The sequence below is a fragment of the Streptomyces sp. NBC_01241 genome (assembly GCF_041435435.1).
Classification (GTDB): Bacteria; Actinomycetota; Actinomycetes; order Streptomycetales; family Streptomycetaceae; genus Streptomyces.
In genome coordinates this window covers 8,431,447-8,451,400 of record NZ_CP108494.1, presented here as the reverse complement: position 1 = coordinate 8,451,400, position 19,954 = coordinate 8,431,447, and the positions used below count along the sequence as shown (strand labels likewise).

Annotated in this window: 9 protein-coding genes and 6 pseudogenes; 13 read left to right on the top strand and 2 right to left on the bottom strand. The window is 68.9% G+C overall.

The window, feature by feature from the left end; all coding sequences use genetic code 11:
* The first annotated feature begins 69 nt into the window (after window positions 1-69).
* The 6 genes and pseudogenes from OG306_RS38270 to OG306_RS38245 all read left to right on the top strand — a co-directional run bounded on the left by OG306_RS38270 (window position 70) and on the right by OG306_RS38245 (window position 4,618).
* Window positions 70-1,332, top strand: coding sequence for an IS701 family transposase (locus OG306_RS38270; protein ID WP_371665068.1), 1,263 nt, complete (start codon window positions 70-72; stop codon window positions 1,330-1,332).
* Between the two features lie 126 nt (window positions 1,333-1,458).
* Window positions 1,459-2,100, top strand: a pseudogene (locus OG306_RS38265) (ABC transporter permease); the annotation flags it as partial.
* Window positions 2,082-2,825, top strand: a pseudogene (locus OG306_RS38260) (ABC transporter permease); the annotation flags it as partial. The pseudogenes OG306_RS38265 and OG306_RS38260, both read left to right, overlap by 19 nt.
* Window positions 2,825-3,871 carry an ABC transporter ATP-binding protein gene (locus tag OG306_RS38255; RefSeq protein ID WP_371666303.1) on the top strand — a complete coding sequence of 349 codons (1,047 nt, stop codon included), beginning with the start codon at window positions 2,825-2,827 and terminating at the stop codon, window positions 3,869-3,871. The pseudogene OG306_RS38260 and the gene OG306_RS38255, both read left to right, overlap by 1 nt.
* A gap of 98 nt (window positions 3,872-3,969) precedes the next feature.
* Window positions 3,970-4,374 (top strand): annotated as a pseudogene (locus tag OG306_RS38250) (HAD family hydrolase); the annotation flags it as partial.
* Window positions 4,375-4,423: 49 nt separating this feature from the next.
* Entirely contained in the window at window positions 4,424-4,618 is a 195-nt protein-coding gene (locus tag OG306_RS38245) for a hypothetical protein (RefSeq protein WP_323187893.1), read from the top strand.
* 381 nt (window positions 4,619-4,999) lie between these two features.
* Here the strand turns inward: OG306_RS38245 and OG306_RS38240 are convergent, their stop codons facing one another.
* Window positions 5,000-7,774 carry a PQQ-binding-like beta-propeller repeat protein gene (locus tag OG306_RS38240; protein WP_371666151.1) on the bottom strand — a complete coding sequence of 925 codons (2,775 nt, stop codon included), beginning with the start codon at window positions 7,772-7,774 and terminating at the stop codon, window positions 5,000-5,002.
* Between the two features lie 1,122 nt (window positions 7,775-8,896).
* On the opposite strand from OG306_RS38240, the gene OG306_RS38235 reads away from it, so the two are divergent.
* The 3 genes and pseudogenes from OG306_RS38235 to OG306_RS38225 all read left to right on the top strand — a co-directional run.
* Window positions 8,897-12,310 (top strand): PQQ-binding-like beta-propeller repeat protein, encoded by a 3,414-nt coding sequence (locus tag OG306_RS38235; protein ID WP_266751187.1) that lies wholly within the window; start codon window positions 8,897-8,899, stop codon window positions 12,308-12,310.
* Window positions 12,311-12,385: 75 nt separating this feature from the next.
* Window positions 12,386-13,738, top strand: coding sequence for a hypothetical protein (locus OG306_RS38230; RefSeq protein ID WP_371666150.1), 1,353 nt, complete (start codon window positions 12,386-12,388; stop codon window positions 13,736-13,738).
* A 103-nt stretch (window positions 13,739-13,841) separates the two neighbouring features.
* Window positions 13,842-14,055: pseudogene (locus OG306_RS38225) on the top strand (IS630 family transposase); the annotation flags it as partial.
* A gap of 30 nt (window positions 14,056-14,085) precedes the next feature.
* On the opposite strand, the gene OG306_RS38220 reads toward OG306_RS38225, so the two are convergent.
* Entirely contained in the window at window positions 14,086-14,931 is an 846-nt protein-coding gene (locus tag OG306_RS38220) for an IS5 family transposase (RefSeq protein WP_371666149.1), read from the bottom strand.
* Window positions 14,932-15,235: 304 nt separating this feature from the next.
* Here OG306_RS38220 and OG306_RS38215 point away from each other — a divergent pair, with 304 nt between their 5' ends.
* The 4 genes and pseudogenes from OG306_RS38215 to OG306_RS38200 form a co-directional block, all read left to right on the top strand.
* A complete protein-coding gene (locus OG306_RS38215) occupies window positions 15,236-16,867 on the top strand; it encodes an ISAzo13 family transposase (protein ID WP_371665041.1) in 1,632 nt (543 codons plus the stop codon).
* Between the two features lie 502 nt (window positions 16,868-17,369).
* Window positions 17,370-17,912, top strand: a pseudogene (locus tag OG306_RS38210) (transposase); the annotation flags it as partial.
* A 51-nt stretch (window positions 17,913-17,963) separates the two neighbouring features.
* Window positions 17,964-19,121, top strand: a complete 1,158-nt coding sequence (locus OG306_RS38205) for an IS30 family transposase (protein ID WP_432762221.1) — start codon at window positions 17,964-17,966, stop codon at window positions 19,119-19,121.
* A 24-nt stretch (window positions 19,122-19,145) separates the two neighbouring features.
* Window positions 19,146-19,895 (top strand): annotated as a pseudogene (locus tag OG306_RS38200) (IS256 family transposase); the annotation flags it as partial.
* Window positions 19,896-19,954 lie beyond the last annotated feature (59 nt).

Sequence of the window (19,954 nt, the reverse complement as noted above, 5' to 3'; positions counted from 1 at the left end):
GTACTAGTAGGGCTTTGTTAGGTACCCCGAATGTTCGGCCAGGGGTAGGGTTGTGATCTTCTTTCAGGTGTGACACCTGAGGAGATGGAGACGGTCCGCCCGCGCTTGGAGGCGTTCGCGGCGGAGATGCTCGGTTCACTGGCGCGGCGGGACCAGCGGGCCAAGGGTGAGTTGTACCTGCGCGGGCTGATGCTGGACGGTAAGCGCAAGTCGATGCAGCCGATGGCCGAGCGTCTGGGTGTGGACCATCAGCAGCTCCAGCAGTTCGTCTCCTCTTCCACCTGGAACTGGGGCAAGGTCCGTGAGCGGCTGGCCCGTTGGGCTGCGGCTCACATCTCGCCCGAGGCGTACGCGATCGATGACGTGGGCTTCCCCAAGGACGGCTACGACTCGCCGGGGGTGGCGCGGATGTACTGCGGCGCGCTGGGCAAGCGCGGAAACTGCCAGGTCGGGGTCAGTGTCAACCTGGTGTCCGACCGTGCCTCCTCGGCGGTCGACTGGCGTCTGTTCCTGCCCGAGAGCTGGGACGACGCCAAGAACGCGGACGATGCGCTGCTGGCCGAGGCGATCCGCCGCCGCCGGACGAAGGCCGGCATCCCCGACAGCGAGCGGCACCGGGAGAAGTGGCGCCTGGCCCTGGACATGCTGGACGAGGTTCGCGGGGACTGGGAGCTGCCCGACCTGCCGGTGGTCGCCGACGCCGGCTACGGGGACGCGACAGGCTTTCGCGAGGGCCTGAGCGAACGTGGGCTGGCCTACGCGGTCGCGGTCAAGGGCAGCACCACCGCCTACCCGGGTGACGCCGTCCCCCGGCGCCCGCCCTACAGCGGCCAGGGCCGCCCGCCCGGCCCGGCGTACCCCGACCCCCACACCACCTTGCGCCAACTCGCCCTGGACGAAGGACGATCCACGCTACGGACGGTGACCTGGCGCCAGGGCAGCAAGACCACCAGGAACAACCCCCGCGCCGAGATGCGCTCACGATTCCTCGCACTGCGCGTCCGCCCGGCCAACCGCACGATCCGCCGCGCCGTGGACGGTTCCCTGCCCGAGTGCTGGCTGCTGGCCGAGTGGCCGCCCGGCGCCGCCGAGCCCACCGACTACTGGCTGTCCACCCTGCCCGCCGACACCCCACTGCGCGAGCTGGTCCGCATCTGCAAGATCCGCTGGCGCATCGAGCACGACTACCGCGAACTCAAGGACGGCCTGGGCCTGGACCACTTCGAGGGCCGCAACTTCCCCGGCTGGCACCGCCACACCACCCTCGCCTCCCTCGCCCAAGCCTTCTGCACCCTGCTCAGACTCGACCCAAAAGCCCCTGCGCCGGCCTGACCCTCTACGCGGTCCTCCGCGAACTCCAAGCCCTCCTGGCCACCTGGACCGGCGCCTGCTCCATATGCGGCCAACCCGCCCCGGCACCCGAACCACACCACCGCACCTAACAAAGCCCTACTAGGCGGCAGCGTCGAACTGTCCGCCGTCTCCGCAGGTGCAGGCGCGGTGCTCGGGCTGCTGCTCGCGCAGGCCGTGGTCACAGCCCGGTTCCGGGTGCTGCGCGAGGCGGTGCTCGCCGCCTCCGGCGTGCTGGCCAACTTCGGCGGGGTGCCGCTCGCCTTCGCCTTCGTCGCCACCCTGGGCAACGCCGGCGTGATCACACAGCACCTGCACCTGACCGAACACGGCTGGAGCCTGTACAGCTTCTGGGACCTGGTGATCACGTACCTGTACTTCCTGATCCCGCTCATGGTGCTCACCGTCGTGCCCGCGCTCGACGGCCTGCGCGTCCAGTGGCGGGAGGCAGCGCAGAACAACGGCGCCACCGCCTGGCAGTACTGGCGGTACGTCGCACTGCCCTTGCCGGCACCGTCGCTGCTGGGCGGCCTGGTGCTGCTCTTCGGCACTGCCTTCGCCGCGTACGCGAGCGCCGCGGCCATGGTCGGCAGCTCGGTGCCGCTGGTCACCCTGCAGATCGCCGACGCCCTTTCCGGCAACGTCCTGGTCGGCCAGGCCAATACGGCGCGCGCGCTCAGCCTGGACATGGTCCTGGTGGCCGGTCTGGTGATGGCGGTGTACCGACCGCCGTGGACGTCCCCGGCCCGGGCCTCACCCTGGGCGCGTACACCCGCATCGTCGGCGCCGACGGCTTCGGCGACGGCCTGCTGCTCTCCCTCGAACTGGCCGCCGCCACCATTGCCCTGGTGCTACTCCTGGTGGTGCCCGCGCTGCTCGCGGTACGGCTGGGAGTGCCCCGGCTGCGCCCGGTGGTCGAGGTGGTGTGCTCACTGCCGCTGGTGGTGCCCGCGGTCGCGCTGACGGCCGGGATCAGCACCGTCCTCAAGTGGGCGCCCGACCACCTGGCGAGCACCCCGTTCTTCGCGACCTTCGTTGCCATCCAGAACCCGGCCTTCCCCGTGGTGCTGGTGCTCGCGTACACGGTGATGGCGCTGCCGTTCGTGCACTGGGTGCTGGATGCCGGGCTGAGCTCGGTCGACGTACGCACCCTGGTGGAGGCCGCCCGAAACTGCGGCGCCGGATGGCCGCAGGCGGTGCTGCGGGTGGTGCTGCCCAACCTGCGGGCGCCACTGTTGGCCTCGTCCTTCCTCACTTTCGCCCTGGTGCTCGGCGAGTTCACCGTCGCGCAGCTGCTCGGTTTCCAGCCCTTCGCGGTGTGGATCGCCGGGATCGCAGGCGCCGACGCCCAGCTGTCGGTGGCCGTGTCGGTGCTCAGCCTGCTGCTCACCTGGCTGCTCCTGCTGCTGCTCGCGCCGGCCGGAGGGCGCCGCCGCACCGCTCGTACTCCCCGGAAGGGGGTCGTCTCCCCGTGATCGATCCGCATACGGCCGACCTCGGCTCGACCGGCCGGACCCCGACAGAGGCCCCGGAGACCGGCGCCGCGCTGGAATTCGTCGAACTGCGCCGGTCCTTCGGCACCACCTTGGCTCTCGACGGGCTGACCCTCTCGGTGCGGCCCGGTGAACTGCTCGCCCTGCTAGGCCCGTCCGGCTGCGGCAAAACCACCGCGCTGCGAATGCTCGCGGGCTTTGAGCAGCCCGAATCCGGCCAGGTGTTGATGGACGGCCGTGACGTCACCCGGGTGCCGGCGCACCGCCGCGACGCAGGCATGGTCTTCCAGTCGTACAGTCTCTTCCCGCACCTCAATTCCCGCGACAACGTCGCCTTCGGGCTGCGGATCCGCAAGGCGGGCGCGGCCGAGCGGCGGGCCCGCACTGCGGAGCTGCTGGAGCTGGTCGGCCTGCCTGACCATGGCAGCCTCTACCCGCACCAACTGTCGGGCGGCCAGCAGCAGCGCGTCGCGCTGGCCCGTGCGCTGGCGCTGCGGCCGCGGGTGCTGCTCCTGGACGAGCCGTTGTCGGCACTGGACGCCAAGGTACGGCTGACGCTGCGCGAGGAGATTCGTCGGCTCCAGCAGGACCTCGGCATCACCACTGTCTTCGTCACCCATGACCAGGAGGAGGCGTTGTCGATGGCCGATCGGGCGCACCCGGCGACCGCGTTCGTCGCCGAGTTCGTCGGCACCATGAACCGGCTGCCCGGCCGCGCGGCCGGCGAGGGCGAGGTCGAGGTGCTGGGCCGCCGGCTTTCGGTGGCGGGCGGGGCGGCGGCGGGCGCCGAGCTGGACGTGCTGGTGCGGCCCGAGGCCGTTGCCGTGCGGTCCGACGCCGACGGCGGGGCGAGGGTGGTGGCCGCGACCTTCCTGGGCGCGATGACCCGGCTGACCGTACGGCTCGCCGACGGCACCGAGATCAAGGCCGGCCTGTCCACACCCGACGCAGCCGCGCTCGGCGCGGGTGCGTCGGTCTCCGTGGCCCTCCCCGACCGACCGGTGCTGGTGGACTCCCGCCGCACCTGACAGAGTATTCGCTGACGCTACGTCACTTTTGACCAGAAGAGCAGACCTTGCCTCCACACACCGCTGAGTCAGTCCGGCTGCAGGCCGTCCTCTTCGACATGGACGGCACCCTGGTGGACACCGAGTGGGTCTGGTGGGACACCGTCGAGTCGGTGGCCTGCGGCCTCGGATACGCCCTCGGGGAAGCCGACACACCTGATGTACTCGGCCGATCCGTGGAGCACACCGCGGGCCACCTGTACCGCAGCACCGGCGGGCGGGCACCCGCGGCGCACCTCGCCGGCGAGCTCCTGAGGGAGTTCGCGGACCGGGTCGCGGCGCAGGTGGTGCCGCGACCCGGCTCCTTGGAACTGGTGGACGCGCTCCGCGAGGCGGGCATTCCCGCCGCGCTGGTGTCCGCCTCCCCGCGCGCCGTGTTGGACACCGTGCTGACGACCATCGGGCGACACCGGTTCGACGTCACGGTCGCCGTCGAGGACACCCCGCGCACCAAGCCCGCCCCCGACCCCTACCTCGCCGCCGCCGCGGCACTGGGGGTGCCGCCGCGCGCCTGTGTCGCAGTCGTACACCGCGGTCGGGGCCGCCTCCGCGGCGGCGGCCGGTTGCCCGATCCTGGTGGTGCCGTCGCTGATCCCCGTACCGGCAGGGCCCGGGCGGCACATCATCGCCGGCCTCGACCACGCCGACCTGGCGCTGCTCCAGGACCTGGCGGCCCGGGCCGACGGACCGCCACCCCGGACCGCCTGACACATCACCCCACGACTGACCAGGGTCCTGGCCGCCGACGGCGGCCAGGACCCGATCCGTATTGCTGCGCACCGACCGCCCGGGAATCGACTCGGCGTCGCGTCACGAAGGGATCTGCGCTCCCCTGCGGGCCTGCTCCCGGCTTCGCCTCACCTCCCCTCGGCCGTCGCCCGCGGGTGGCGCCGACGCTGGTGCGGACCGCTGTGTCCGGGCTCGGCGAACTGCGGGCCGCTCGCGCAGCGTCCGCCGCCGCACTCTTCCGGGAGCCGGTCGGGCTGCCCCCGGCCGAGATGGGCTGCCGGCTGCGGAAGCAAACAGCCGACTGCGGCCTCGGCGGTGTGCCGGGGCCGCAGTCGGCTCGGGTTCGGTGCGGCGGGAGCGTCAGCCGCGAGCGGTGAAGGCGTAGAGGTTGCCGTCCCAGGCGCCGATCAGCAGCGTGTTACCGGTGACGGTCGGGGTCGACAGGATGGGCGCTCCGAGGCCCAGGTCCTGGAGCTTGGCACCGGTGGTCTTGTCCAGGCCGTACAGGTGGCCGTCGGTGCCGCCGATCCACACCGTGTTACCGCTGATGGTCGGCGAGCCGACGAAGGCCCTGCCGCTCTGGAAGTCCCAGAGCTTGGTGCCGGTGGCGGCGTCGAAAGCGGTTATGCGGCCGTTGGTGAAGCTGGCGTAGACGGTGTGGCCGTCGACGGCCGCAGAGCCACCGGGCTGGGCGGCGTCGTCCTTGGAGACTCCGGTGCTCTGGTAGCGCCACAGCTCCTTGCCGGTGGCGGCGTCCCGGGCCAGGAGGATGTTGCTCATCCCGGTGGTGAACACCCGTCCGTCGGCCACCACGGGAGTGGAGTGGTGGACACCGCCGACGGCTCCGGCGGAGACGAGCTGCTTACCGGTGGCGGCGTCGTAGGTACGCAGGCCACCGCGGCTGTCGTGGATGTAGACCTTGCCGTCGACCACGGTGGGGGTGCTGCTGTTCCACCAGCCGCTGTCCACCGGGGAGTTCCACAACTGCTTACCGGTGGCAGTGTCCAGGGCGACGAGGTGGCTGCCCGTGGTGGTGTAGCCGAAGTAGTAGACGGTGGAGCCGGAGACGGTCGCGCCGCCGTAGGCATAGCCGTCGTAGCGGCCGGTCTCCGAGGATCCGGGGAGGGCGTAGCTCCACTTCTTCGCGCCGGTCACCGCGTCCAGCGCGGTCAGGGTGCCACGCATCTCGGTGACGTAGACGGTCCCGTCGTGCACCACGGGCGTGGACTGGACCAGGCTGTCGGTGGCGAAGTGCCACTTCGTCCGGCCGGTGGCGACGTCGACGGCGTCCACGCCGTTGCCCTTGGACCCGTCGGTGTCCCAGGTGCCGATGTACGCGGTTCCGTTCGCGACCACCGGGGAGGACATACCGATGGTGGCGCCGCTGCGGTGGGTCCAGGCGTTGGTGAGGCTGCCGGAGCCCAGGCTCCCGGGCTGCACTCCGGTGTGGAGGGCGTCGCCGTGGAACTCGGGCACGTCTGCGCCCGGGCGCACCTGTTCGGCCTTCTTCACGACGGTGAAGCGGCTCGTTGTGGACCAGCTGCGGCCCGCGTCGTCGAATGCGGTGACCTTCGCGGTGTGGTCGCCGAGCTTCAGCTCGCGGGTGTCCCACGGCGCCGACCACGAGAACTTGCCGGTGGGGCGCAGCTTCTGGTCCTCGTGGCCGTCGATGCGCACCTCGACCCGCACCACATGGCTGGAGGTGTTGTAGGCGTCCACCTGGAACTCGGTACGGCCCTGGCCGACCTGGGAGCCAGGCGCAGGCGAGGTGGCCGCGATCGCGTGCTCCTGGTTGAACATCCGGAACTCGGCAGTCAGCTTACGGTCGCGCATCGCGATCTCGCGGAAGCCGATGGGGGAATGGTCGTCGTTGTAGGTCGCCGAGGCCGTGTTGTACTCCACCGCGCCGTCCATCAGGTGGGGGTCGGTGAAGTTGGTGTGCATGTGGCCGTTGAAGATGGCCTTGACGTCGTACCCCTTGAGAAGTCCGAGCAGGGCGTTGATCTGCCCGGTGGAGCCGCCGGGATCGGGGGTGTCCAGCGGCTCGTGGGTGTTGACCACGATCTGCTTGCTGGTGCCGTCGGCGTTCTTGCCGTTCAGCTCCAGGTCCTGCTTCAACCAGGCCATCTGCACCGGATCGCCGAGGCCGCCGTTGTTCTCGAGCTGGATGAAGTGGGTGTTGCCGTAGTCGAAGGAGTACCAGGAAGGCCCAAGCAGCGCACGGTAGTTGGCGAGGCCGCTGTCCCCACCGCCGTGGTCGTGGTTGCCCGTCAGCGGCCAGATCGGGAGCTTGGAGTTGGCTGACCCCTTGAGGTATGCCTGCCAGTGGGAGGGCGCGCCGTCGCCGCTGAGGTCTCCGGTGGCCAGGACGAAGGCCGGCTTGGTCGGCAGTGCGGCCATGTCGTCCAGCTGCTTGGCGAGCTTGCCCGGGGTGACGCCATCACCGTCTGCGGGCGCCTCCGGACCGTCGGGGCTGGTCACGTGGGTGTCGGTGATCTGGGTGAAGGTGAAGTCGGGCCGCTCGCTGGCCTTGTCGCGCCGCAGATCGAAGTTCTGGGTGATGGTGGTGTCGGCCTCCGGTGAGCCGAGGTCGCGGAAGAAGCGTGGAACCCGGTTGCTGCCGAGGGTGGCCGAGTAGCCCCGCGGCATGGTGATGTCGACGATGGTGCGGGTCCACTGGTTGAGGTCAGCGGAGAACGCGTAGTGGCCGTGGCTGTCGGTGCGGACGACGGTTGCACCGTCCGAGACGGACACACCGGCCAGCTCCTGCTCGCCCTTGTCCTGGATGCCGTTGCCGTTCTTGTCCTCGAAGACAGTGCCCTGGACGGTGGCATGGCGCGGGGGACGGGGGGCGATGTCGAAGTTCACCGGCGCGGCGAGTGCCTGGTACCCGTCGTTGGCCAGCAGCCACGCGGAGTAGGAGCCGGCGGGCAGGCCTGAGGTGTCCAGGGTCACGGTGCCGCTGGCGTTCGGGACGTAGAGCCAGGTGAGCGAGGCCCCATCCCCGGGCTTGCGGTTCGCGGGGTATATGCCGATCCAGTTCGTGGCGCCGGGAGCGTCGGTGGTGTAGCTGAAGTTGAGATTCTGACCGACCTGGGGCTGCTGGGTGACCAGGGTGAGGGTGGATGCGCTCACGGCCGACTGGGTGCTGCTGGTCGGTGCGGCGGACGAGACCGGTGCGCCCACCGCCGCGAGAACAACGGCGCAGGATCCAGCCACTACTGCAGATCGGATGCGGGAAGGTGGCATGTTGCACTCCTTGCGATAGGGAGAGTTGTCCGGACAACTCTGCTAACCGCAGGAGATCCGTGGCAGGTGTCTGGTTGGTGTTGCAGCGGCATACCGCGCACGATGATTGCGTGTCTCCATAAGACGGCTTTTCGGACTGAGCGCAGAGGGCGGCAGGGTCAGTACATCCGAACCTGTCCAGCTCGTACACACGATTCCGGGACTGACCCGCCCGCGCTGCTGCCGCACCCTCGACCCGCTCTTCGCCGACTTGGTCGAGGCTGTCATCGGCCCTGGCCTATGGCGCACGACCTCCGCAGAAGACGCAGACGAAGTCGTCCTCGCGCACGATGTCGCGCTCGTGGCACGTGGGGCAGCGCTGCCTGTCGGCCGCGGTGCTGGGGTCGCCCCCGGACCCACCTGGCGAACCGTCAACTACAAGGTGCAAGCCAACCGCGCAAAGCGGGAGGTCACCCGGGCCGGCGCCTTCCTCGCGCGGCTTGCTGGCCGTGCCGCGTCCTCGCGCAGTGTCATCTGGACGCAGCGGTCGGAATACGGAGGGGGTGAGATTACAGGTTGCTCGCCCGGAGTTCATCGTTCGACGCGCATTTTCAGCGCTCTCCAGGCGTACGCCTCCGGGCCGCCTTCGTGGAAGAGGGTCACGGCCCAGTTCAGGGCGAGATGGGGCAGAGGTGGCGCACGGCGGTCGGTCTCGGCGGGCCTTCATGTTCGCCAGCACGGTGGCGGCGTACCGCAGTTGCGGCCGGGTGTACATCCGGTGGAGGGCGTCCAGGTCCGCCGGCATCTCGTAGTGGATGCCGCGCACGGGCGGTACCGCAGGCCTCCGACCGATCTGGCAGTGGAGGGCCGAACGGTGTTCATCGGTCTGCTCGTGCGGCGGTTTGCGGGCCGGACTGCGGGGTGAGGTCGAGACCTCACGCGTCCTCGCATGAATTCCCCGGGACCGTTCGATGAAGATCGCCCTCTCCGGGATCTGAAACTTGTTCAGTCAAGCTAGCCTCCTTGCCCATGAGATTCCTTCGCAGAGCAGCAGGTCTAGGCCTTGTACTGCTCGCTTCCATCCTGGGCTTCTGTGTGCAGCCCGCCGCGGCGCATGTGTCGCCGCAGCACGGCGAAATCGTCATTTCCACCAAGAGCGACGTCACCAGCGGGCGGCTGATCGTCCACCGTGACGTGGTGTCACCGCAGAACGCGGGCGCCTGGGCCTCGCGCCTGCTGAGCACGTCGAGCTGCCCCGCCACCGGCTCCGGCGTCGCCGGAGATTCCGGCGGCGTCCCTGGCGGCGTCGTGGTCGAGCTTGCGTGGAACTGCCACGTCGACAAGCTCGACCTGAGCGCGATGCTGCAGGAGGGCGGGCTGACCCAGGTCGTCGCCGAGTTCGACGGCACCACGGCCAACGCCAATGCGCAGACCCCCGTCGTCGACGCCTCGGGTACCCACGCGCTCCCCGCCTTCCCATGGGCAGCGGTGGCACTCGGCATCGTGGTGGCCGCCGCGCTGCTGCTCGCGGTGTGGCAGATCCGCACCGGGCGGCTCCAGGTCGCCCAGCTGGTCGCCAGGGTGCGTGCCGGCCGCGGGCGGGTCAAGCTGGCCGCCGTCGGTGCGATGACGTTGTCCTTCCTGGCTCCCCAGCTGGCCGCGGCGGCGCCGCTCGTCGAGGGGGCAGCGGCGACCGCGAACACGGTCACCGTCACGGGCACGGTCTTCAAGGACGCCAACGGCAACGGCAAGCGCGACGCGGGCGAGGCTCCGATGTCCGGGGTCGACGTCACGGACGGCTCCGAATGGACGACGACCGGCCCCGACGGCTCGTACAGCCTGCAGATGGACCCGACCCGCCGGGAGACCGATCTCATCAGCATCGTCTCCCCGAACGGCTACACCCCCGCACTACGCGAGGACTACATCCCGCAGTTCTTCCACAAGGTCTCGGAGAGCGGCGGCTCCGCCATCGACTTCGCCCTCGTCCCGGACAAGAACGCTGCCAACCCCAGCGAAAAGTGGGTGATGAACTCCGACATCGAGGTGTCCAACACCTCGGACGGAGCCGCGCGCAGCACGCTGCCGCAGTGGACCGGTCAGGTCGAGGCGATGTCCCAGGTCGACGGCGCCACCATGGCGATCACGACCGGTGACAACACCGTGACCGACTACGCCGATGAGCCGCGCCGCCAGGTCGGCTACGACATCCTGCACAAGGGCCTGGTCGACGGCAAGCTCGGCATGCCCTTCTACCCCCTGGTCGGCAACCACGACATCGGCGGCACCGCAACCTCGAAGGGCTATGGCGGCAGCCTGGAGTACTACCGCCGCAACCTCGGCCCGGAGTGGTACAGCTTCGACCGCAACGGCCGGCACATCGTCGTCCTCGAGGACAACTACGACTCCAGCGGCCTGAAGCCCCAGCTGGAGTGGCTGCGCGAGGACCTCAAGCGCCACGCGGTCGGCAAGCAGGTGCTGGTCTTCGCACACCGGTCGCTGTTCACCCAGTGGGGTCCGGGGGCCGGCATGCAGCCGACCGTCGACGAGCTGTCCAAGTACGATGTGCGGCTCTTCGCCGCCGGCCACAACCAGCAGGCCGAGTACCGCCGTGGGGCCTTCGACCGTTCAGTCGAGATCAACAACCAGGGCACCTACGGCATCGACGGTTCCCACCCGGACTTCAAGATCCTCAGCTTCAAGGGCATCACCGATGACCCGAAAACAAAGCGCAACGAGGACACAGGCTACGTCATGGGCACCCACCGCCAGTTCGACGTCCGCAACGCGGTCGCGCTGGTCAGCCCCGCCCAGGGCAGTGTGCACGGCAACAGCGCCGGAATACCGATCGAGCTGTACACCGAGGACGCCGGGCGCACCCCGGCCACGGCCTCGCTGACCCTTCGCGACTCGCGCGGCCGCATCGCCTGGCACGAGAAGCGGATGAAGTTCGGCACCAAGGTCCGCAAGACCGGTATCGAGAACTGCTACACGGCCCCCGGCGGCACCCCGGAGCCCTGCCCGGAGGCCCGGACCTCCTGGACCCGGGTCAGCGACCACCTCCCCGGCCTGCGGCCGGACACCTACACGGCCGAGATGACCGCGGTCGACACCCGGGGCAAGGCGTGGCCCACCATCACCAACACCTTCACGGTGGTACCCGAAGGCAAGATCGCCGCTCCGAAGACCGGCCAGGACTGGCTGCGACAGGGCCGCGACGAGGCGGGTCGCTCCGCCAGCAGCGACAACCCGGGCGCCGAGCTCGACCTGCAGTGGGCGGCCAACACCGGCGAGCAGTTCAACCTCAACGGTTCGGTCGTGGCGGACGGCAAGGTGATCGTCTCCTCCAGGGCGTTCGACTCGCCGAACCACATGATGCTGGCCTACGACATCAAGTCCGGCCGCGAGATCTGGCGCACCTACCTGGACGGTGACGCCGAGTCGGCACCGACCTACCACGACGGCAAGGTCTACATCACCACCGCCGTCGGCCGGATCTACGCGCTGGGTGCCAAGGACGGCCACGTCGTCTGGCAGTCGATCGACCGTGAGGAGCAGCACGGTGACACCGTGCGCCGCTACGGCCGCGCGGGCGGACCGGTCAGCGTCTTCGCGCTTGCGGGCGCGGACCACCGCTCGGTCGCCGTCTACCAGGACGCGGACGTGATCCGCTGCCGTGACGCCGAGACCGGCGGGATGCTGCCCGGCGGCTTCGGCGCCTCGTTCGCCTGGGGCCAGTTCCACAGCACGGCGGTCCGCCAGCCCGGCTCCAACACCGCCTACCTGCACTCGGGTTCCAGCAACACGCTGGTCGCCATGGACCTCGCGACCTGCAAGCAGCTGTGGGCGAAGGACACCGACGGCGGCATCGACAGCCACTCCTCCCCGGCCCTCACCGCTCCGGCCAACGGGGACCCGCAGCTGGTGATGGCGACGGCGGGCGGTCCCCGCGGGCTCGACCTCAAGACCGGCAACGTCCTGTGGCAGGCCGCGGCGAACGACCCGTGGCTCTGCGAGCCCGGCAAGGCTCCGCTGACCAGCCCCGCGATCTGGGGCAGCACCGCCTACATCGCGGGCCGCGACGGCGTCATCCGCGCCTACGACACCAGCGCGGCCGACCCGTCCAAGCCGCTCTGGGAGACCAAGGTCGGCTACCTGCCCGGCAGGAGTCCGATGGACGACAAGTGGCGGGTCGCCCAGGGCTGCACCGAGGGCCCCGGTTCGCCCGCGATGCACGCCCTGGTCACCAAGGACCTGGTGTACGCGGGCACCCGCGACGGCCGCCTGGTCGTCCTGGACCGCGCCACCGGCAAGCTGCTGACCGAGTACAACCTCGGCGCCAGCGTGGCCTCGGCGCTGTCCGTCAGCGGTGACTGGGTCTTCGCCCTCACCGACGACGGCACGCTCCACGCACTGGCCGCCCGCCACCTGCGCGAGCACTGATCCACCGTCCGCGCGTTGCCTCCCCCGCCAGGGGAGGCAACGCGCGGCGCTCCACTCCCCGACGGGACCATCACTGTGCACACTCTCCGCATCACCCGCACCCGCGCCGCCCGTCTCCTGCTGATCGGCCTGGCCGCCGCGCTGGCGCTGCTCGGCGCCGCAGGCACGGCGGAGGCGCACCCCTTCGGCACACCGCCGGTCGCCCAGGTCAAGGCCGAAGGCCGTACCGTCGAGATCACCTGGTCTGCCCCGCAGAACGACTTGGACGTCCTGCACCAGGCAGCCAAGGGAGATGAGGCGGCCTACCTCGGCTCGTACATCACCGTGCACCAGGACGGGCGCGAGTGCCGGCTGGGCACAGTGGACACCCTGCAGCTCGCGAGCAAGGGCGCCGTGGTGCACTACATCTGCCCCAAACCCGTGGACACAGTCGCCCTCACCATCACCGCGCTGACCGACGTCAACCCGGCCTATCGCACGATCTCGGTGACGGAGAAGGGCGGCGGCGGCCTTCATACGGCGAGCGACCCCACGCTTACCCTTGCCCTCGGCGGAGCCGGCAGCTCCGCCACCACTGCGTCTACATCGCCGACGACCGTGTGGACCACAGACCTTGCGGCACTCCTGGACCACGGTGTCGTACTGCCAGTGGCCCTTCTCATCTCGGCGGCGGTGGGCGCCTTCCACGCCTGTGCCCCCGGTCACGGGAAGTCGCTCGCGGCCGGGTACCTCGTAGGCGCCGGAGGCAGGACACGGGACGCGGTGTGGCTCGGCGCCATTGTCGCCGTCATGCACACCGCATCGGTCGCCGTACTCGCCGTGGGCTGGTGGCTCGCCGCCAAGCACGCACCGAACGTCGGCGGGGTGACGAACTGGCTGCAGCTGATCGCAGCCTTGGTCGTGCTCGCCGTGGGCATCAACCTGCTCCGGCGCCACCTGGTCAACCGGAAGCACGGGCAGAGCCACGGTCACAGCCACAGCCACAGCCACAGCCATGGCCACGGCCATGGCCACGGCCATGGCCATGGCCACGATCACGGGCATGACCACAGTCACGGACATGACCACAGTCACCACATCCCAACGTCCAAGTCCCTGCTCACCTGGCGCGGCATCCTGCTGCTTGGCACCTCCGGCGGCCTGCTCCCCTCCCCGTCGGCGTTCCTCGTCCTCCTCACCGGGCTGCTGACCGGCCGAGTCGGCGCGGCGATGGCGATGGTGGCGGCGTTTGGCGTCGGCATGGCGCTGACCCTGACGGGCGTCGGCCTTGCGGTGCTGCGCGGTCGCGACGCGCTCCTCGCCCGCGCCTCGAACTCGCCCGTGCTGCACGCCTGGAGCACCCGCGTCCCGCTGGTCGCCGCCTCGGCCGTCGTCGTCGGTGGCACCGTGGCATCCGCCGTGGCCGCCGGGCGCGTCCTGGCATCGTGATCCAGGACAAGGGCGGGCCGCGGCGCCCGCCGACCTGCCCACCGTTACCTCCTGCCTGGCCCCGCAACGGGCTCCCGGCCTCCGGAGCAGGGTATGAGTGACCGTGGTGCGAGGCCGCGGCCGCTCTCGCAGACGGATCTCGATCGCGGCCCTGACCGTTATAAACCCGGTCGACGGTCACGGCTGATCTACCGCCAGCGCCTGGACAACGGCAACCGTGACGGACGCAAGAGTTTCTCCTGGCGCGACTACGCGACCTGCTGATCGCCTCCCATACCCAGCTCGGCGGCCCGATCGTCCTGATCTGGAACAACCTCAGAGGACGTCCCGTTTGCATGAGGGATAATTCATGGATTATGCCAAGTTATGGGCGTTTCGCCGGTTGCTCGTTTCGCAAGGTTCGAGATCATCGCGATTCGGATCACGCTCTCGGAGTGGGCGGGCTTGGTCTCGTAGTCGCGTGCGAGGCGGCGGTGCATCATGATCCATCCGAAACTGCGTTCCACCACCCAGCGTCGCGTGACTACCGAGAAGCCCTTGACCTGGGTGTTTCGTGGGACGACGTCCACGTCGATACCGAGGGCGGCGCCATGCTCGATGGCCTTGGTCTTGTAGCCGGTGTCGACCCATGCCTTGGTGATCGTGGGGTGTGTGGCGGCGATTTGGGTCAGCAGTTGTTTGCCGGCCTCGTTGTCAGAGACGCTGGCCGCGGTCACCATGACCAGCAGTAACAGGCCGAGGGTGTCGACGACGATGCTGCGCTTGCGGCCCACGATCTTCTTGCCGGCGTCGGCGCCTTGGGTGTCGGTGGGCACGCTGGGAGCGGTCTTGACGCTCTGCGCGTCGATGACGCAGGCGGTCGGTTCGGCGGCCCGTCCTTCCTGCTCACGGACCAGCCGGTGTAAGCGGACGCCGAGCTTCTCGATCGTGCCATCGGCGGTCCAGGCGCTGAAGTAGCTGAACACGGTTGTGTGCGGAGGGAAGTCGTGCGGCAGGTAGCGCCACGGGACCCCGGTGCGGTTGACGAAGAGGATTGCGTCCATTACTTCTCGCAGGTCGGTGACCTTGCCGCCGAGGTTGAGCGAGGTCTTCTGCCGCTCGGCCCGCCAGGCCGTCAGGGTCGGCTCCATCAGGGTCCAGCGGGCATCGGAGAGGTCGCTCAGGTACGGCTTGCGCTGCTGCGAAGAGGTCATGGGGATACTCATGGACAAGGCGTCCGACCGGGCATATCGCTCGATCAGGCGAGGCAAAAGCGATTTTGAGCATGTATTCGAACCGGACAGGAGCTTTCCGAAGTAACCGGGATGAAGCGCAGGATCACGTCCGCGTCAGCCAGTTGGACATTCCGCTAACACCCTCCTGCTTACGCAGAATTCAGACGCTAGACAAGCCCCCTGAACCCGTACATATGCAGCAAGAACGTCCTCTGAGCTCACTCAGTCTGGGGCCGTCGATTTTCTACGGGTTGCTTCCGAGCCTTCGGATCGTTGATGTGGTATGGGGCGTTTCGATGAGTTGATCGGTCCGTTGCGGGCGAAGCTGGAGGCGGTGACGCCGCATCTGGACGAGCGTCAGCGTCGGTTGTTGTACGGGGCGGAGGCCCGGATACTCGGTCACGGTGGGATCGCCGCCGTCGCGAAGGCGGCAGGAGTCTCCAAGGGCTGCGTCTCCCGTGGGCTGGCCGAGCTGGAGGAGGATCCCGCGCCACACGGCCGTACCCGCCGGGCCGGCGCGGGCCGTCCGGCCGCGGCCGAGAAGGATCCGGGGCTGCGGGCCGCACTACTGGCCCTGGTCGAGGACAGTACCCAGGGTGATCCCATACGGCCGCTGACGTGGACGACGAAGTCGCTGCGCCACCTGGCGGGTGAACTGGCCGCCCAGGGCCACGCGGTGGGCCGGGACACCATCGCCGCGCTGCTCAAGCAGGCCGGGTTCAGCCTGCGCGCGAACGCGCGGGTCCTGGCGGGGAGTTCGCACCCGGACCGTGATGCCCAGTTCCGGCACCTCAACGACACGGTGGGCCAGTTCCTGGCCGCCGGCGATCCCGTGATCAGTGTGGACACCAAGAAGAAGGAGCAGATCGGGCTGTTCGCGCAGGCCGGGAGGGAGTGGGTGCCGCCGGGTGCGCCGGTGAAGGTCCTCGACCACGACTTCCCCTCCCACGCTACCGGTACGGCGATCCCGTACGGCATCTACGACCTGGGGCGCAATACCGGCTTCGTCGTGGTGGGCACCGACCACGACACCGCCGCGTTCGCGGTCGCGGCCCTGCGCCGCTGGTGGAGGGAGGAAGGCCAAACGGCCTACCCCGACGCACACAGACTCCTGATCACCGCGGACGGCGGGGGCTCGAACAGCTCCCGCGCCCGCGCCTGGAAGGCCAACCTCGCCGCCCTGGCCACCGAGACGGGTCTGGAGATCAGCGTGTGCCACCTGCCCCCAGGCACATCGAAATGGAACAAGGTCGAACATCGCCTGTTCTCCTTCATCTCCATGAACTGGCGCGCCCGCCCGCTGACCAGCTACGAAGTCGCTCTCAACCTGATCGCCTCCACCACGACCACGACCGGCCTGCGTGTCAGCGCCCGCCTGGACGAGGGCGCCTATCCCACCGGTATCGAGATTGACGCCCAGCACCTTGCGGCGCTGCGTATCGACCCCGACGACTTCCACGGCGAGTGGAACTACACCATTCCGCCGCAGCCCGGCGTCCCGGCCGTGCCGCTGCAGCCGCAAGGGCGCCGAGCCCATCCCCGCCAGGCCCACACCTTCGACGCGGCGCTGGCCACCCACCCGGTGCTGACCGGTCTCACCCGGCAAGCCCTCGACCAACTCGTCAGCAGAGTTCGTGAGTTGATCGACCAACTCGCACCGGGCCAGCGACCCCGCCACCGCAAACTCGCGGTCGAAAACATCATCTGGGCCTCCGTCCTGGACCAGCGCGGGCTGCCCGCCTCGCTGATCGCCCACCTCTTCCGCGTCGGCGAGAACCAGATGCGCACCCTCCTCCAGCAGACCCGCCCCCTGCTACAGCGACACGGCCACCACAGCGACCCGCTCCCGGTCCGCCTTATCGACCCCAGCGAACTCGCCCGCTATGTCATACACGCAACGACAACAGACGATTGACCCGACACGCACCAGTAATTTCTCGACGGCCCCAGGTCGAGAAGGCCCTGGCCTGTCTTCGCCGCGAACACGGACCGGTGACCGTCCGGGCCGTCGCGCGGGTCGGCGGTGCTGCGCCATTTGGGCAGGTCGCTGCCGCAGAGCGCCGCAGCGCTCAGGCGGACCGATACCGGGACTGTAAAACGATCGGCTCTGGCTCACATCCGGTGGTGACTGAAAGTCACGGCGGCGACGAATAGGCCATCGATCACGAATCCGCAGGTCCGTGCACCACAACGGTCGTTCCCTGGGGCCGACCGATCGGCCCGGCGTCTGTCCGTGAGAGTCCGGCGCGACAAGCTCAGCGCCCCCGATGCGCTGCCATCCGCTTCAAAGCATCGAGGTCAGAGCACCGGCCGCACTCTCTGCAAGGTAGAGATACCCCATACTCACGATCCGTCACCACCGGATGTGAGACAGAGCCAAACGATCGGTGTAACTCCTGATCAAGGAAGATGCATCGATGACCAGTGAGAACGTGACCGAGGCCGAGTCCGTCGAGCCGTCCGAGGCGGCTCCGTCGAAGTCTGTGGACGACCGGCTGATTGACGAGCTGGTGGGCCGGGCTCAGGCCGAGGGCTTGCAGCTGACCGGTGAGGGCGGGCTGCTGCAGCAGCTGACGAAGCGGCTGCTGGAGTCGGCTCTCGAGGGCGAGATCACCGACCATCTCGGCTATGACAAGCACGATCCAGCAGGAAAGAACGGCGGCAACTCGCGGAACGGCACCCGGGCCAAGACGGTGCTGACCGACGTCGGCCCGGTCGAGATAGTCGTGCCGCGCGACCGGGAAGGCAGTTTTGAGCCGCGGATTGTCAAGAAGCGGCAGAAGCGTCTGTCCGGCGTGGACGAGATGGTCATCTCGCTCGCGGCGAAGGGCCTGACGACCGGCGAGGTCCAGGCCCACCTCGCGGAGGTCTATGGCGCCGACGTGTCCCGCCAGACGATCTCCACGATCACCGACAAGGTCCTCGAGGGCATGGCCGAGTGGCAGAACCGGCCCCTCGACCCTGCTTGAATTCGATCGGTGGTTGCGAACATCCAAGGGGAGATGGTTCGCATGCCTCGTGGAGGAGCCAATCGCATGCCGTCGTCGGCCAGACGGCGGTACTTCGAGCTGCGGCGCAAGGGCCTGAAGGGGGCAGCGGCCGCCCGCCAAGTGGGCGTATCGGTGAGCTGCGGGTCCAACTGGTTCATCGATGCTGGAAGCATGATCATTCCTGACCCTCCCATCTCGCCACGCTTCCTGACCCAGGACGACCGGATCGCCATCGCCGACGGTCTGCGCGCCGGGCGGAGCCCGGTCGTCATCGCCGCCGAGATCGGCAAGAGCGTTTCGACGGTCTACCGGGAGATTGGACGCGGCCGGAAGGAGAACGGGGAGTACGAACCCTGGTGGGCACACAACCAGGCGCTCCTGCGTCGCCAACGCCCCAAAGAAGAGAAACTCCGCGACCACGGACCCCTGCGCGCGGCAGTGCGCGAGAAGCTCGACGAGAAGTGGTCCCCGCAGCAGATTGCTCGACACCTCGCACGCGAGCACCCGAACAACCCTCGCATGCGGGCCTGTCCGGAGACGATCTACCGTGGCCTGTTCGCTGGCCTTCTGGGCAAGCGTGAGGGCCGACTGCGCACCGGACGCACCCGCCGCAAGCGGCAACGCCGTGGCGTCGTCTCACCCAACAAGATCAAGAACATGACGCTCGTCCATGACCGACCCGCCACGGTCAATGATCGTGAAACGCCCGGCGATTGGGAGGGAGACCTCATCATCGGACGCGCTCAGCGGTCCGCTATAGGCACCCTCGTCGACCGCACGACCCGCTTCGTTCGCCTGATCCACCTGCCGCACGGCTGGAAGGCCCAGCCGATGCGCGACGCCCTGGTCTCGCAGACCGCCGATCTGCCACGAGCGTTGCGGCGGACCCTGACCTGGGACCAGGGGCGCGAGCTCGTGCTCCATGAAGAGATAGAGGCCCTCTCCGGCTTCCGGATCTATTTCTGCGATCCTCATTCTCCCTGGCAGCGCGGCACCAACGAGAACATCAACGGGCTGCTGCGGCAGTACTTCCCCAAGGGCACCGACCTTACGGTCCACTCCCTGCGCAACCTGACGGCCGTGGCCCGTCAGCTCAACGAGCGCCCCCGAATGGTCCTGGGAGACCGTACTCCGTCCGAGGTCATGCAAGACTGGGGCATAGCATCACAGTTTCCGTGATTCGCAATCACCGCTAGAAACCGCCGCGTCTATCCGGTGCTGTTCGTCGACGCCATCAACGTCAAGATCCGGGACGGGCAGGTGGCCAACCGGCCGATCTACGTCGTCATGGCGGTCACCGCCGAGGGCCACCGCGACATCCTCGGAATCTGGGCCGGCGACGGCGGCGAGGGCGCGAAGTATTGGCTGAGCGTGTTCACGGACCTCAAGAACAGGGGCGTGGACGACGTCCTGATGCTGGTCTGCGACGGGTTGAAGGGCCTGCCCGAGGCGGTTGAGACGGTCTGGCCTCGCACGATTGTCCAGACCTGCGTCGTTCACCTGCTGAGGAACAGCTTCCGGCACGCGGCCCGCCAGGACTGGGACAAGATCGCCAAGGCGCTCAAGCCCGTCTACACGGCCCCGAACGAGGCCGCCGCGGCCGAGCGGTTCAGCGAGTTCCAGGACGCGTGGGGGAAGAAGTATCCGGCGGTCATCCGGCTCTGGGAGAACGCCTGGGCCGAGTTCGTCCCCTTCCTCTCCTTCGACGTCGAGATCCGCAAGGTGATCTGCTCGACGAACGCGATCGAGTCCGTCAACGCCCGCATCCGCAAGGCCGTCCGCGCCCGCGGACACTTCCCCAACGAGGCCGCGGCCCTCAAGTGCGTCTACATGGCACTGATGAGCCTGGACCCGACCGGCAAGGGCCGCAAGCGGTGGACCATCCGCTGGAAGGCACCCCTGAACGCCTTCCAGATCGCCTTCGAAGGCCGGCTCACCCCGGCCGCCAACTGACCCCTACAAAAACTGGATCAGCCGTCTACTGGACACACCCCAACTGAATGCCGCGCGGG

Bases quoted from the DNA above. Each gene is read 5' to 3' on its own strand.
- OG306_RS38220 (WP_371666149.1), bottom strand. From the start codon at position 14,931: ATGACCTCTTCGCAGCAGCGCAAGCCGTACCTGAGCGACCTCTCCGAT.
- OG306_RS38205 (WP_432762221.1), top strand. From the start codon at position 17,964: ATGCCTCGTGGAGGAGCCAATCGCATGCCGTCGTCGGCCAGACGGCGG.
- OG306_RS38215 (WP_371665041.1), top strand. From the start codon at position 15,236: ATGGGGCGTTTCGATGAGTTGATCGGTCCGTTGCGGGCGAAGCTGGAG.
- OG306_RS38235 (WP_266751187.1), top strand. From the start codon at position 8,897: ATGAGATTCCTTCGCAGAGCAGCAGGTCTAGGCCTTGTACTGCTCGCT.